Origin of the sequence: Amphritea atlantica (genome assembly GCF_018860855.1) — a bacterium.
GTDB lineage: Bacteria > Pseudomonadota > Gammaproteobacteria > Pseudomonadales > Balneatricaceae > Amphritea > Amphritea atlantica_A.
In genome coordinates this window covers 133,771-148,790 of sequence record NZ_JAHKQE010000030.1, presented here as the reverse complement: position 1 = coordinate 148,790, position 15,020 = coordinate 133,771, and the positions used below count along the sequence as shown (strand labels likewise).

The window sequence follows — 15,020 nt, the reverse complement described above, 5'->3', positions numbered from 1 at the left end:
TCAATTACCTTTTATGGCGGTGAGCCGAGCGATCACTCTGTGACTCTGCGTCTAACCGTTCCTGTTCTATACGTTCAAGCTCAAGACGTTCGGCCTCAAGCTTCTGTTGTTCCCACTTTTCCAGCCACTCGGCGACGGTTTCGTAGGTAATCTGTCCTACTTGACCTCCGCGCAGCTCATTCAGCAATATCTCTGAGGCTTTATGGATATCAATAACGCCACCGGGTCGTAAACCACCCCGCTTGCGGCCAATCGCTTCGAGCACTAAATCACCACGCTCAGGTAGTTCTTTTAGTTTATAGCGCGCCATCAGTAACGCTGGATAATCCTTCCGCAGAAATTCTGCGGCATACAGCGCAATATCTTCATATTCAATCGCGGTATTCTTAATGGCACCGCTGGCCGCCAAGCGATAGCCGGAATCAATATCTTCTATCTTAGGCCAAAGCATTCCCGGCGTATCCGATAATGCCATCCCGTTTTTGAGGGTAAACCGAGTTTGCCCTTTAGTGACCGCCGGTTCATTCCCCACTTTAGCGATACGCTTACCCATCAAGGCATTAATCATGGTGGATTTTCCGACGTTAGGAATCCCCATAATCATGGCTCGCACCTGACGGTTATTATTACTGCGAGCCGGTACCAGCTTATGACACAGATCTGGAATAGTGCTGATCAGCTTTTTTTGCTGATAATCGATGATCAGCGCCTGAGTATCCGGCAAACTATTGTAATAATCAGCCCACTCCTGGGTGCGCTGAGGATCCGCAAGATCACTTTTATTCAGCAGTTTAATCACCGGTGTCCCTTTGCGCAGCTGAGAAACCATCGGATTTTCGCTGGATACGGGCAAACGGGCATCGAGCACTTCGATAACCACATCAATCTCATCCATCACCTTGGCGATCTCTTTACGGGCCTTATGCATATGGCCAGGAAACCAGTTAATATTACTCATATTCTCAGTCTGCTAAATCAGGGAGGCACATTATACCTGTCGCATAGAAAACAGCGACTTCTTTCGCCCATTATCATGATATCGGATTACCTGTAATGGTTAGTTAGCTTGCTGACAATCAACACAACGCTATATATGCTTTAATTATATGCAGTTTACGAAGGAAAGAGGCAACCATGGATATGACATCAGATCCACAAGTACTGATGGCCCGACAACCGATCTTCGATCGTCATCAGCGCGTTGTTGCCTATCAACTGCTGTGCCGAGACGAGCAAAACACAGACAGCCCTCTCTTCAATCACTCAGTGGCCAGTAGCGAAATGCTACTCAACTCCTACACCAGCATTTCCGATCAGGGTGAGCTTAAGCGTGTTCCGGCGTTTATCAACCTTAATCGTTCTCTACTACTCGCTGATGTTTTTCCTGAGCTGCCACGTAAAAATATTATTCTCGAGATTCACAAAAACATTAATCCCGACCGTGAAGTCATTGTCGCGGTCTATCGCTTAGTTAAAGCGGGTTATCGTATCGCACTCGATCATTTCACCTATAAACCCGAGTATGAGCCGTTATTCAAGATGGCTCAGATTATCAAACTCGATGTGAAAGATTTGAACGCTGAAGAGATGGCCGAACAGGCTCGCCTGCTTAAGCCCTTTAAAGTAACACTGCTGGCAGAAAATATTCAAACGGTCGAGATGTTGGAAGCATGTACCAAACTTGGTTTTAAGCTGTTTCAGGGGCACTTTCTCAGCAAACCCAAAGCGGTTAAAGGCAAGAAAGTTGACCCCAATCGGGCGGCATTATTTGAGCTGGTACAGGAATTACAAAACCCCAACACCACCCCCGAACGTCTTGAGAGTCTGATCATTCGTGATCCGGTGATCACCTACAAGCTACTCCGCATTATCAACTCGGCCGCCTACTCACTCGTGCGCAAAGTTGAATCTCTCACAGAAGCCATCGTTATGCTTGGCATGGCGCAAATCAGAAAATGGGCTACCTTAATCGCGCTGAATAACCAAAGCGGCAGGCCGGAAGAGATCTGTCGCGCACTGCTGGTCCGCGGCCGGATGTGTGAAGAGATTGCTATGGCACAGAAACGATCCAACCCCGGGAGTTACTTTATGACTGGGATGATGTCGAACCTGCATCTGCTATTGGATACCGATCGTGAATCGATGCTAAGCGAAGTCCCCCTCAGCGATGAAATTAAGAATGCCATCTTGCTCAATGAAGGCGATATGGGCGAAACACTGTTGTATGTCAGCAACTACGAAGCGGGTGATTGGGATTTATTACCCACGAGTTTCGATTCCAACCTCTATGAAAGCTGTTATCGCAAAGCGCTCGACTGGAGTAAAGAGGCGATGCAGGCACTCAATGAACTGGGGTAAGCAGATAACCTTTGGTGCTTTGTGTCAGCCGATCGATACAGTCATAGGCCCATGCGCTAAAACCCTACTCGACCGGCTGAAAGTCTACGTTACTATTCAGTTACTTGTTGATCGGGGTGAGCCATCATAAAGGGCTTCAGCTGAATGCAGTTTTCATTCACCCGATTGATATTCGGATAACGACTCATATCGCACTCAAATCGATGGGCATTGTAAACCTGAGGCACAAGGGAGATATCCGCCAAGGAGACCTGATCACCAAAACAAAAATCTCCAGCATTAGCATCCAGCATCTGCTCAAGTGCATCAAAACCCTGGTAGACCCAATGCTGATACCAATCGGTTTTCTGCTCATGGCTCGCCCCCAATTCGGATACAAGATACTTCAACATTCGCAGATTATTGAGCGGATGAATATCACAGGCCACCAGCAAAGCCATCGCCCTAACCTTTGCTCGATCAGCGATTGAGGAGGGCAAAAACGAACGGGTCTCTGGGTAGCGTTCATCCAGATATTCACAGATCGCCATCGACTGGGTTAACAGTAATTCGCCATCTTGTAAGGCTGGTACGAACCCTTGAGGATTCCGCGCGAGATGCTCAGCAGAACGCTGTTCACCTGCCACCAGACTCACCGTCTGCTGCTGATAATCAAGCTCTTTTAGATTAAGAGCGATACGAACGCGGTAAGCCGCAGAGGAACGATAATAGTCATACAAAATCATTTAATCAGCACTCTATAAAAAATTAATTATTATTTAACAAAAAGATACAGCATTTAGTTAATGTATAAAAACAACATGAGAAAAATTAATACAGCCCATCACCCCGCTATAATCACTAACGAGTCGGCGACAACCGATAAACGATGATCGGCGAGAAACAACTCGATAGCTCTAACATTGACGGCAGCAAAAGAACCGAGATCGCGCTCTTTTTAGCCTAAAGTCTGCTGCAGATTTTCATCTAACCAACGTTGAAAAAACTCAATAAATAGACTCACCTTTGGCGGCATATATTTACGATCTGGGTACACGGCATATAAGCTTAATCGCTCAGCTTCATAGTCCGGCAACAACAGCTCAATGCGCCCAGCTTCAACATAGGGCTGGATAACAAAGGAGGCCAAGTTTGCCACCCCTCTATCCGCTAAAACAGACTGTAGCACCAACAAACTATTATTGGCTTTTAGGTCACCACTGACCTGAACAACCTGACTTCCGGCTGCGTTGCTGAGCGTCCAGATATTAGTATTAGTGGCCAACATAAAGACCAAGCAGTTGTGCTGCTTAAGCTCTTCCGGTGTTTGTGGCTCACCATGCTCTGCTAGGTAACGTGGACTAGCACAAAGGAACAGCGGGATTGAGGCTATCTCACGGGCAATTAGGCTGGAATCTGGCAGCTTGGGGTTGGTGATCCTTAATGCAAGATCAAACCCCTCTTTGAGCAACTCAACATCACCATCATCTAGGGCCACTTCAAACTGTATATCCGGATAAAGCTTCATGAATTCTGGAATGGCTTTTGACAGTAATAGCTGGCCAAAGGTCATATTACAGTTGATCTTCAAGATCCCCTGCGGCTTGCCTTGAAGCTGAGACACTAAGTTCTCCGCCTCCCCTACCTCCGCCAGAATCAACTGACACTTTTCATGGTAGGCTGACCCCACCTCTGTCACGCTCAGACGGCGGGTCGTGCGCTGTAACAGCCGAGCACCTACATGTTGCTCTAGGTGTGCAATCTGCTTGCTTACCGACGAGCTAGAGATCCCGAGTTCGGCGGCTGCCAGCGAAAAACTCTTTAAATCCACCACCCGGACAAATACGCCCATTGCTGACAACACATCCATTACTCAGCCTCTCCATTATAATGATCAAACCTAAAGCTATCAGGGCTTAGCAGAAGAAACAATATTAATTCCACTCCGTCAATCAAGATAAAATAAGCAAAAAAAAGCGGCCTTTTCAGCCGCTTATACACTATTGCTATCACAAGATAACGATTACCCGCTTAAAGCGGCACAATCAATACTGGTCGCTTCGAGTGATGCATCACTTTGTTAGCCGTAGAGCCCATCAGAAACTGCCCCATCGCCGAATGAGTACGGGTACCCATAACAATGACATCAGCATCTATTTCATCGGCTACGCGCAGAATGGTCCGCCAAGGCGTGCCCTCTTCTACCCGCGAGGTAAGCGAACCATCAGCCAGAAGCTCACCTTCTTCAAGTTCCGCTTTACAAAAACGATCAATACGTTCTTCAATCTTAACTTTAAGATTTTTCAAGCTTTGATCATGTAACTCGTTTAAATCATGTTCGTTGATCATCGTTTCGACAATACTCTGAGCCGATGCGCTGAGCGGCTCTATCACATGCAAATAGGTGATTTCTGAACGGTAGTGCCCACAGAGACTGATAGCCGCCCGAAATGCTGGGCGTGAACCTTTATCAATATCAGAGGCGTAGAGAATTTTTTTTACATCAGGGAGCATAGGTAAACCCTCAGACTAAAAAGGCCCTGAAGGGCCTTAGTTGTTTATAACTTGTTAACGATACAACAGTTCGGGTAGGAAAAGCGATATTGACGAGAACAGTGTAATCAAAACAAGACGTACAATATCAGCACACCAGAACGGGGTAACCCCTTTGAAAATAGTACTGGCCTTCACATCTTTCAAGACCGCGCTCAAGACAAAGACGTTCATACCCACCGGCGGGGTTATCAGACTTATCTCTGTTACAACCACCACTACGATACCAAACCACACTAGGTCAAAGCCCATGCTCTGTACTAAGGGGAAGAAAATCGGCACCGTCAGTAGCAACATCGATAAACTTTCAAACACCATACCCAGGACAATATAGATCGCCAAAATCACCAAGATAACGACCATTGGTGCAACATCAAGGCTATTAACGAGCTCTAGTAGATCGCCGGGTAGACCTGCACGGTTGATAAAGTTAGAAAAGATCAACGCGCCGATCAATACCGAGAACAGCATCGCTGATGTCCGTGCAGTATCGGTCAGAATATCAAATAAACCACCCAAACTCAGAGAGCGTCGGTAAAGCGCAATCAGGAAGGCACCACCCGCACCAATACCCGCTGCTTCTGTTGGTGTAAAGATACCGAGATAGATACCGCCCATGACGATGGAGAACAGGATCAAGACACCCCAAACACCATTCAGGGCTTGCAGACGTTCAGGCCATTCCATCTTATCACCACAAGGGCCTGCCTCAGGTGTACGCCATACGACATAACGCACCGCGGCTAGATACAACAGAATGCCGATAAAACCAGGTATAAAACCTGCGGCAAATAATTCACGAATACTGGTTTCCGTTAGCAAACCATAGATAACCAAAATAACCGATGGCGGTATCAAAATACCCAGGGTGCCGCCGGCGGCGATAGATGCTGTCGCCAATGAGTCAGCATAGCCATACTTACGCATCGGTGGCATGGCTACTTTTGCCATCGTTGCTGAAGTCGCAAGACTAGAACCACAAATAGCGGAGAAACCACCACAAGCAACAACCGTAGCCATCGACAAGCCACCCTTACGGTGCCCTAAAAAGGCATAGGAAGCGCGGTACAACTCATGGGACAGACCGGACTTGGTCACCAGATTTCCCATCAGTATAAACAACGGGATAACGGACAAGCCGTATTCCTGCGAGGTATCAATTACACGCTTGGCGGCCATCGATAAAGCACCATTCCAGCGAAATTCCATAAAATTGTCAAAACCGAGACCCTGCATATATGCAAAGCCAAAAAAGCCTACCAGCCCCATTGCGAAAGCAATCGGTACCCGGATGACCACGATAATCAGCAGCAATATTGCAAAGCCAGTTAATGCAGTAATCATTCTGAGAACACCTGTAACGTTATCAGCGTATTAATAGGGAAGTTACTGAGATCAGTCCCGCGACAAGAAGAGCAGACGGTAAACACCGTAGCTGATCATCAGGGCGGCCGTAATCCAGCTCATAATAGCGATATATTCGACCACATAGCCGATCGGAAACTGTAGAAACTCAGTTACCTCTTCGCGACGTAAAGAACGTTCAGCTAGTTCAAAAATTCGGACGGCCAAAAAATATAGCGATGTTGACATTAAAAAGGCTGCGACGAGCCCCAAAACCTTAATCAGCGAGCTTCCCATCATGCGATCAAGAATATCAACAACAACATGTCCACCACGCCACGTAATCACCGGCATTTCAGCAAAGACTAAAATAGCTATCGCCATCTCCGTCAGCTCGGTGGTGCCATCAACAGAGTTACTCAAAAAGTAACGTCCAAAGACATCAGCGCAGGTCAACATCATCAGTAAAAACAGTGTTACGGCAGCAATCAACTCAAGGAAAAAGGCCAGCCAAATGACTGGCCCCTTTTCCTCGTAGTGCGCTGTTAGCCAGGCACTAAAGGTCATAGCGCGCTCCTTACTTATAGCTACGGGCAATCTCACGCAGTTCAGTCAATGCTGCTTTTGCATCAACACCGCGATCGGCAACCGATTCATAGAATGCTTCATCCATACCCTTAGTCAGCTCATTAAACTCTACGTCCAGCGGCTCACCTTTTTTAACCATGGTGATCTGTACACCCGCTTCTTCAGCTGCTTTAAGACCTGCAATATCTCCTTGGTCCCATGCACGACCTGCCATTGCTGACAGTTTTTCACCCGATACACTCAGAATCGCCTCGCGATCTTTAGGATCAAGATCCGCTAGCACATCAGGGTTCATAAAGATGGCAAAACTACCCATGTACATACCACCTGGCAGCACAACAACATTACGGGCAACTTCTTTCAGACGCAGTGATTTTTGCTCACCCATCGGAATGAAAACACCGTCGATAACACCTTGCTGCATCATCTCGTATACTTTTGGTGCAGGTGCGCCAACCGACGTTACACCAAGACGCTCGCCAATCTCACCTTGAACACCGCCACCTAAGCGAATTTTCTTACCTTCTAGATCAGCCAAAGAGGTAATCGGTTCAGCCATATGAATCTGACCAGGTCCATGGGTAAACAGACCAATCACTTCAAGACCTTCATGCTCATTTGCTTTAGCAAAGTACTTCTGATGAACGCGCCAATGAGCGACAGAAGCGGCTTCTGCACTTGCACCTAGCAATGGCTGCTCGACTGCTTGAGTTAGCTTAAACCGACCAGGTACATAACCATGGTAGCTCCAAGACACATCGACAACGTTATCTTCGACGAGTTCGAACATGGTTTTAGGGTGGCCCAGACCGTATTCGATCTCAACTTTAACGCGACCGTCAGTTGCATCTTCAACCCATTTAGACCAAGTAGGCCAAACAATTGCGTTTTGAGGATGGGTAGGCGGCAACCAGCTAGCGACACGCAGTGTAGTTTCAGCCATAGCACCCGCAGAAAGGGATAGACCTAGACTGACTGCCGCGGCCGTTTTGAAAAATTTAGTATTTGTCATTCGTTAATCTCCTGGCTTTCTCTTGCATACTCATACGTATGCCATTTTATTGTTATAGAGAACAAAGTAGGGCTAAGCCCCTTTATTATTATCTAACCGCTTCAACATATCGGATCAAAGCTGAACAAAAGCATAACCGACAAAGTGATACATTACTATATATAGAATAGATATAGACTGTATCAGAATGATTTTCTACGATTTAACCTCTTAGAACCGCGATTCAAACACATGTGTTGAATATTGCCGCGACCAAGAATGCAATCAAACCATCGAACCCCATCCCCTTGGACAGCACCTCAATAGGCTGCACCATTGTTCTAGACTATTACGTTTAGCAGTATGATTTGCTATTTAGTTAACATGTTAATCGAATAACCACTACCCGTAAACAAGTTCCTAGCCTTTTCTCGGATAATTGCCTACGACTTTCGCCCAAGGCACTAACACAAAGTAGCCTAACAGCGAGACCTGCTTCAATTAACAGCCCCTAAAAACCGCACATTAAAGAACCTCCTTAAAAAGAGTAGCACCTTGGCCGTCATCACGCTCTTCACCCCAGCGGCGGTTAACACAATAGACCGTTATTCATTCATTAAAGTGATTTAAGGCGACTCAACGACTATTAACATAGCCGTTGAAGCAAGCCCCCTACTCGGCGACCGCAGGCCAATTTTCAACTCATTTCTTAGACCTTTAGTTGATGGGATCTGTTTTTGCACATAGAATCAGTGCTTTATCCAAAACGAACAATAGCGAGTCGCGGATAATCCTTCCTACCCGATGTTATGAGAACTCAATGAACAGACTTCGTTGTATTGAAGAGCTGGTTGATGATTTTAAGAACCAACGACCGATCCGTGGTGGCTCACTAATTATCACCATCTATGGCGATGCCATATCCACCAGAGGCGGCACTGTCTGGCTCGGCAGTCTGATCAAACTCCTTGAACCCCTCGGTCTGAACCAACGACTCGTCAGAACATCCATTTTCCGCCTAACCAAAGATGGCTGGCTCAGCTCATCACAGGTAGGACGAAAAAGCTTTTATAGTCTCACCGACACGGGACGCAGACGATTTGAAAGCGCCTTTCGACGTATTTACGCCGAGCTCTACCCAGAATGGGATGGCCAGTGGGATATGATCGTCACCACGCAGCTCGATATTGAATTACGTAAAGTCGTCAAAAAAGAGCTCGAATGGCTCGGTTTTGGTAACATTGCCCCCAGTGTCATGGCCCACCCCATGGCCGACATGACCGAAGTTAATGGCACTCTGCAAGAGCTTTGCGTACAGAATGATGTAATTCATATGAAATCAGAGTTGGTGGGCGGGCAAACCTCTGCCCCACTGAAAGAACTGGTTAATGAGTGCTGGAACCTCAACCAACTCGCTGAGGATTATCAAGAATTTCTCGAACGCTTCCGGCCCATCTTAAGAGCGGTCGAAAGCCAGCCAACACTCGACCCAGAGCAGTGCTTTCAACTGCGTATTCTCCTGATTCACCACTACCGACGAATTCTTCTCAAAGACCCGCAACTACCGGAAAAACTGTTGCCGGCTGATTGGTCTGGCACCTCAGCGAGAGTGTTGTGTCGCAATATTTACCGGTTAATTTATCAGGCCGCCGAAAACTTTCTCTCGGATACCCAAGAAACCGCCGATGGGCGATTACCGGAACCCGGCCCTCGCTTTTATAAACGCTTCGGTGGCTTATGAGCCACCGCTCGGTCCAAGCATTCATTGTTGCACTGCGGAACCGTTTGTGGGATAAATGAAACGCTAATAAGCCACTGTTGGCTATATCATAATTTATTATAAAGTAACGATTCTATGCCATTACCTTCCCCGACTGAACGCAACTTACAACACACCCGCACCGTCACGTGCCAAGGTTTTAAACGCGCTGACGGACTCTGGGATATAGAAGGCCACCTCAGCGATATCAAAACCGTGCCCATCGAGATTAAGGAACGCAACAACGGTGTTGTAGAAGCAGGAGAGCCGATTCATCTGCTGGCTATTCGTCTAACCATTGATTTAGAGCTGAACATTCACGCGGCCATTGCCAGCATGGATAACACCCCATTTCGCCTATGCCCCTCGATCGCCGACCGTTATTCACTGTTAACAGGGCTTCAGATTGCACCGGGCTTTACCAAAAAGTGCAAAGCACTCTTTAGCGGCATCAACGGCTGCACTCACCTACTTGAATTGCTCGGCCCTATTGCCACCACCGCCTATCAGGCAACCCATCAGGAACGGCTCGAAAAAGCCCGCCAGGATGAAAACCATAAGCCATTTAACCTCAACACCTGCCACACCTTTGATAGCGCCGGTGAAGTGGTTAAGAAATACTGGCCCAATGCGTACGAACCCGCCGAGCTGATTGATGTCAGCGAGATCGGTTAACCGGCATTTCGGCAATCCGCGCTAAGGAAAATTCGATAAACAGCCTCACTTTACCCGGAATATATTGACGCTCTGGATAAAGCATATTCACTTCCCGCGAGTGGGGCTGCCAACGGGGCATCAGCCTTTTTAACCGCCCTGTAGTCAAAGAGTTTTGCACCACATAATCGGGCAAATTAACGATCCCTAGCCATTTTCAGCCGCCCGAGCCGCGAGACTTAACTCATCGACTTTCAATCGTGCCTCCCCTTCTATGGTCACCTGCCCCTCACCGGTGTGGTGCGACATACGAATTTACGTACTCTATAAGCTTTGTACCCTATCGCTAAGGCAACCTCAGTCGTCGTGATTCAGGGACGCTAATTTGTACTTCTTCGCCATTGATGTTGAGCGTAAGGGCAAACGCCTGCAACAGATGATGCTGGGATCCAAGTACGGCAAAATCAGCCTGATTAAGCCCCTTCTCTATACGTTTAAGATAAAACCGTCCTTGATGACCGTAGATTTTATCACCAACCAATGGATAACCAAGATGACTCAATTGCGCCCGAATTTGATGTTTACGGCCGGTCAATAACTGACACTCAAGTAACGTCTTACCTGCTTGGCTATCTAGCACCCGAAATATCGTTTTACTTAACCGAGGCTTGAGATAACCATCGTGATCAGACAGCGCAGTCTCATCAATCACATAAACTTGACTACGGATAGCACTGCCGAGCCGCTCCGACAAACGACACTCCATCTGCTTTGACCGCCATAGAGGAACCCCTTCAACCCAAGCATGGTAGCGTTTCTTTTGAATCAACTCATTCAAACGGGGCTTCCAGCGTCGATCAGCACTTTCCTCTTTGGCCAACAGAATAACCCCCGCCGTTTCACTATCCAGCCGGTGTAATAAGCGAGCATCAGAGAAAGGTGTTTGTCGTCTCACTAGCGAGATCAGCGTATTATATAGATTACGTGTCGTGCGACTCACAGGCAGATGATGTGGTTTAAATACCGCCATCAGCTCTGTGTTTTGCCACAATAACTGCCAATCCGTGTTGACCGGTTCCTCTTGATGCCCTGGCAAGCAAACGGTCAACTGTTCGGTCTTTGCCAAACTATCATCTAAACTTAGCCTAAGCTGATCACCGCGGATAAAACCTTCAGCACAGAGCTTGGGCAGCCGAGCAATATCCGCAATCGCTAAACGAGATTGCAAAAACTCAGCCACCGATAAGTGATGACTACCGGTTACATTAAAGGAGAGTTCGAAGGGTTTTAACACCAGCGGTCGTCCTGATTAACACACACAAAAAAAAAGCCTCATAAGAGGCTCTGTCGTAATAAAAAAAGCTTACATATCGGGTAGAACCTGATGGGCAAAAAGTTCTTCAATCTCTGCTCGATTACTACAGGCTTGCACTTGCTTCACCACATCGGGCGTCAGATGCGGCGCAAAATGCTGAATAAAGTCGTACATATAACCTCGCAAAAAAGTCCCTTTGCGAAAGCCAATTTTAGTTGTGCTGTATTCAAACAGATGGCTCGCGTCCAAGCAGACCAGATCAGGATCTTTCTGCTCCTCGAAAGCCATTGTCGCAATAATCCCTACCCCAAGACCTAAGCGCACATAGGTTTTGATGACATCGGAATCCACCGCCGTAAACACGACCTTCGGTTCCAACCCCTCCTGACTAAAGGCGTCATCCAACTTAGACCGCCCAGTAAAGCCAAACACATAGGTGACTATCGGATACTGTGCAACGTCCTGTAGCGTCAGCTTCGACACCTGAGCCAAGGGATGATCTTTAGGGACAACGACCGAACGATTCCAGCGATAACAAGGCATCATAATCAAATCATTGAAATGTGACATCGCCTCAGTCGCGATGGCAAAATCAACCGTGCCGTTAGCGGCCATTTCAGCAATCTGCATCGGAGTGCCCTGATGCATATGCAAAGAGACATCGGGATAGCTTTGCATAAAACGATGAATCGTTACCGGTAAGGCATAACGCGCCTGAGTATGGGTGGTCGCCACCTCAAGACTACCCATTTTTTCATCACTGAACTCTTGTGCAACCTGCTTAATGCTTTCAACTTTACGCAGAATATCGCCCGCCACCTCGAGAATAGCCTCACCTGCCGGTGTCACGCGCGTCAAATGTTTACCGCTGCGAGCAAACACTTCGACTCCCAGCTCATCTTCCAACAACCGTATCTGCTTACTAATACCTGGTTGCGATGTATAAAGACTCTGCGCTGTTGCTGAAACATTCAAATCATGTCGGGCCACTTCCCATATGTAACGCAACTGCTGCAACTTCATTTATATCTCCAGGAACGATAAAACTTAATTCTAATAACTAATAATTATAACACTGATATTTGTTTCGCAAAGCACTGTTTAATCAGTAACAGCGATCAAATACCCGATTAAAAGAGTCGTCTATAAAAAGATACCCTGCGGACAGAATCAGTGCTCAAATCAAGATAGACGACTACGCAACTTACGAATCTCTTCCTCATAACTGCTAATCTTTTTATCTATCGTCGTTAGCCTAGCATTTGCACGCATCGCTTCTTCTGTTTTGTCTTTCACCTGGCCACGCAGCATATTTTCCCGACGAGAAGCATCGTTCAGCGCCAAAATATGCTTTTGGTTCGTGCGCTTAAGCTCGTCCTTGATCTCATCGACTTTACTCTCCAACCGCTTGCAGCGATTTTGCTCTGATAGCAGCGCCGCACTCAACTGGCTTTTCTCTCGATCCCGCTGACTTTCCTGACTTTTATAGCGTTTCAGTTCAGTTTCAAGCGTTTTAATTTGGGTATTAGTGGTATCCAGTTTGACATCTTTCTTCGCGAGCAACCCCTGAAGGTTGTGAATATCCTTCGTCAAAGTTGACTCTTTACGGCCACACTCATCTCTAAATTTTTCCAGCGCACTGCGATAATAGCGAGTATCTGCCTCAGCTTTAGCCACCTGATCCAGCCCATGCCGTTGCTCTTCAATGATACGTTGATCAAAGGTACGCTTAGCGTCATCCATCTTTTTCTGTAACAGATTGAGTTCCTGCTCCACATTAAGACGGCGCTGTTCCTCGGTCTTCTGTCCTGCTGTCGCCGATACCAAGTTGATTTTCAGTACCGCAATTTCAGCATCTAACGCCTGTATTTGATGCTTCTCTTGCTCTAATTGCTGTTTCAGGTCGCGAAAATGCTGATCCATCTCCGCTTGTTGGCTCTGAACTTTAAATAACTCTGTTTCAGAATGGCGTCGCGCATCTTCACTGGCCAGTTGTTGAAACTGCTTGTCAGTCGACATCGCCGACTGCGCTTCCTGTATAGCGTGCTGCCACAACGATTCAAAACTTTGCACTAAAGATTCAGGCAAGCCCGGCATCTTAACGCTGGTATCACCTAACATCCGCATACGATCCGGTAAAACACTCCACCACTGCTCCAGCAACACCGCTACTTGATCGGCATCTACAGCAAAGATGTTCGCCAGCTCAGTAACATTAGGCGCTTTACCACTTTTAAGCATGGCGTCGGCTTCTTTATTAAACTCTTCAGTATTGATCTGTTGACTCATTAATCACGCCTTTCCGGGCTGTTCACTGCCCGTCAATGTTTTTCAATTTTTTCAAACTTTTTTCCAACTCATCACCCAGCGGTGCATGGAAAATTTTACGCCCACCCGACGGCATCGGTACACGAAGCTCCGCGGCATGGAGAAATAAACGGCGAATACCGTAACTTTTCATCTCTCGGTTAACGGGATCCGTACCATACTTATCATCACCAATGATCGGATGACCCGCAAACTGACAATGCACCCGAATTTGGTGGGTACGACCGGTTATCGGCCGCGCTTCAACGAGAGTGACAAAGTTTCCAAATCGCTGCAGCACTTTAAACTCAGTCAACGAAGGCTTACCTAACGGATGCGCTTTTACGACGCGCTCACCTGACTTAAGTTCATTCTTTTGCAACGGAGCATCCACTTTGGTTTTACGCGCCGACCATTTACCTTCAACCAAAGCATGATAGATCTTAGTAATCTGCTTAGCCTGCAACGCAGCATGCAAAAAGCGTAATGCGCTGCGCTTCTTAGCCACCATAATGCAGCCAGAGGTATCACGGTCAAGTCGGTGAACCAATTCTAGAAATTTGGCATCTGGGCGCATTTGACGAATCGTTTCAATCAACCCAAGGCTGATACCACTCCCACCATGCACAGCCAATCCTGATGGTTTGTTGATGACAATCAGATCATTATCTTCAAACAGGATAGAACGCTCGACCAACTCTCGGAGGTTTTCACTCACCTCAGCCTGAGGCTTCTCTGCGCTCAGTCTAATCGGTGGTACACGCACCAAATCACCATCCTGTAAACGGTAATCAGGTTTGATTCTCTTTTTGTTAACCCGCACTTCGCCTTTACGTAAAATACGATAAATCAGTGTTTTAGGCGCACCTTTTAAACGTGTGCGAAGGAAGTTATCTATCCGTTGGCCAGCAAGCTCTGAATCAATTTCAAACCATTGAACGGCAGGGGCGGATCTTGTTGTTTCTTGTGACATATTAATGGGATATCGGACCTTTCGATTGATGCTATCTATTTAAGCTGCTATATTCTAACGCTGCTGCGGGCAGTTGGCTTTAGCTAATTTGAAATTCCCTGTTATTTTGCCATTTAGTACATAAAATCAAGCAAATAACCGGTATGAATCCCTCGTACAGCATCAATTTAAAAAGAATTACTACGTATTTCACCCGGTT

15 protein-coding genes are annotated in these 15,020 nt (G+C 46.9%); 3 read left to right on the top strand and 12 right to left on the bottom strand.

Annotated elements, in window-relative coordinates; all coding sequences use genetic code 11:
- Positions 1–4: 4 nt before the first annotated feature.
- Positions 5–958: a ribosome biogenesis GTPase YlqF gene (gene ylqF / locus KO512_RS13995; RefSeq protein WP_215952974.1), complete on the bottom strand. Its 954-nt coding sequence runs from the start codon at positions 956–958 to the stop codon at positions 5–7.
- A 176-nt stretch (positions 959–1,134) separates the two neighbouring features.
- On the opposite strand from ylqF, the gene KO512_RS13990 reads away from it, so the two are divergent.
- Positions 1,135–2,358, top strand: coding sequence for an EAL and HDOD domain-containing protein (locus tag KO512_RS13990; protein ID WP_215952973.1), 1,224 nt, complete (start codon positions 1,135–1,137; stop codon positions 2,356–2,358).
- Positions 2,359–2,450: 92 nt separating this feature from the next.
- Here KO512_RS13990 and maiA read toward each other — a convergent pair whose 3' ends face one another.
- The 6 genes from maiA to KO512_RS13960 all read right to left on the bottom strand — a co-directional run bounded on the left by maiA (position 2,451) and on the right by KO512_RS13960 (position 7,834).
- Positions 2,451–3,083 carry a maleylacetoacetate isomerase gene (maiA, locus tag KO512_RS13985; RefSeq protein WP_215952972.1) on the bottom strand — a complete coding sequence of 211 codons (633 nt, stop codon included), beginning with the start codon at positions 3,081–3,083 and terminating at the stop codon, positions 2,451–2,453.
- A 212-nt stretch (positions 3,084–3,295) separates the two neighbouring features.
- Positions 3,296–4,207, bottom strand: a complete 912-nt coding sequence (locus tag KO512_RS13980) for a LysR family transcriptional regulator (RefSeq protein ID WP_215952971.1) — start codon at positions 4,205–4,207, stop codon at positions 3,296–3,298.
- 161 nt (positions 4,208–4,368) lie between these two features.
- On the bottom strand, positions 4,369–4,851 hold the full coding sequence (locus KO512_RS13975; RefSeq protein WP_215952970.1) for a universal stress protein: 483 nt from the start codon (positions 4,849–4,851) through the stop codon (positions 4,369–4,371).
- Between the two features lie 54 nt (positions 4,852–4,905).
- Positions 4,906–6,234: a TRAP transporter large permease gene (locus KO512_RS13970; protein ID WP_215952969.1), complete on the bottom strand. Its 1,329-nt coding sequence runs from the start codon at positions 6,232–6,234 to the stop codon at positions 4,906–4,908.
- 51 nt (positions 6,235–6,285) lie between these two features.
- Complete coding sequence (locus tag KO512_RS13965; protein WP_215952968.1) at positions 6,286–6,801, bottom strand: TRAP transporter small permease; 516 nt, start codon at positions 6,799–6,801, stop codon at positions 6,286–6,288.
- Positions 6,802–6,811: 10 nt separating this feature from the next.
- Positions 6,812–7,834, bottom strand: a complete 1,023-nt coding sequence (locus KO512_RS13960; protein WP_215952967.1) for a TRAP transporter substrate-binding protein — start codon at positions 7,832–7,834, stop codon at positions 6,812–6,814.
- 799 nt (positions 7,835–8,633) lie between these two features.
- Here KO512_RS13960 and paaX point away from each other — a divergent pair.
- Both paaX and KO512_RS13950 read left to right on the top strand, forming a co-directional pair.
- Complete coding sequence (gene paaX, locus KO512_RS13955) at positions 8,634–9,554, top strand: phenylacetic acid degradation operon negative regulatory protein PaaX (protein WP_215952966.1); 921 nt, start codon at positions 8,634–8,636, stop codon at positions 9,552–9,554.
- Positions 9,555–9,668: 114 nt separating this feature from the next.
- A complete protein-coding gene (locus KO512_RS13950) occupies positions 9,669–10,247 on the top strand; it encodes a DUF2889 domain-containing protein (RefSeq protein WP_215952965.1) in 579 nt (192 codons plus the stop codon).
- Here the strand turns inward: KO512_RS13950 and KO512_RS13945 are convergent.
- The 5 genes from KO512_RS13945 to rluC all read right to left on the bottom strand — a co-directional run bounded on the left by KO512_RS13945 (position 10,231) and on the right by rluC (position 14,821).
- Positions 10,231–10,407 carry a hypothetical protein gene (locus KO512_RS13945; RefSeq protein ID WP_303492455.1) on the bottom strand — a complete coding sequence of 59 codons (177 nt, stop codon included), beginning with the start codon at positions 10,405–10,407 and terminating at the stop codon, positions 10,231–10,233. The genes KO512_RS13950 and KO512_RS13945 overlap by 17 nt on opposite strands.
- A gap of 165 nt (positions 10,408–10,572) precedes the next feature.
- Positions 10,573–11,520: an RluA family pseudouridine synthase gene (locus KO512_RS13940; RefSeq protein ID WP_215952963.1), complete on the bottom strand. Its 948-nt coding sequence runs from the start codon at positions 11,518–11,520 to the stop codon at positions 10,573–10,575.
- Between the two features lie 69 nt (positions 11,521–11,589).
- Entirely contained in the window at positions 11,590–12,564 is a 975-nt protein-coding gene (cysB, locus tag KO512_RS13935) for an HTH-type transcriptional regulator CysB (protein WP_215952962.1), read from the bottom strand.
- A gap of 159 nt (positions 12,565–12,723) precedes the next feature.
- Entirely contained in the window at positions 12,724–13,830 is a 1,107-nt protein-coding gene (locus KO512_RS13930) for a hypothetical protein (protein ID WP_215952961.1), read from the bottom strand.
- A 22-nt stretch (positions 13,831–13,852) separates the two neighbouring features.
- Positions 13,853–14,821, bottom strand: coding sequence for a 23S rRNA pseudouridine(955/2504/2580) synthase RluC (rluC, locus tag KO512_RS13925; RefSeq protein WP_215952960.1), 969 nt, complete (start codon positions 14,819–14,821; stop codon positions 13,853–13,855).
- Between the last annotated feature and the right edge of the window lie 199 nt (positions 14,822–15,020).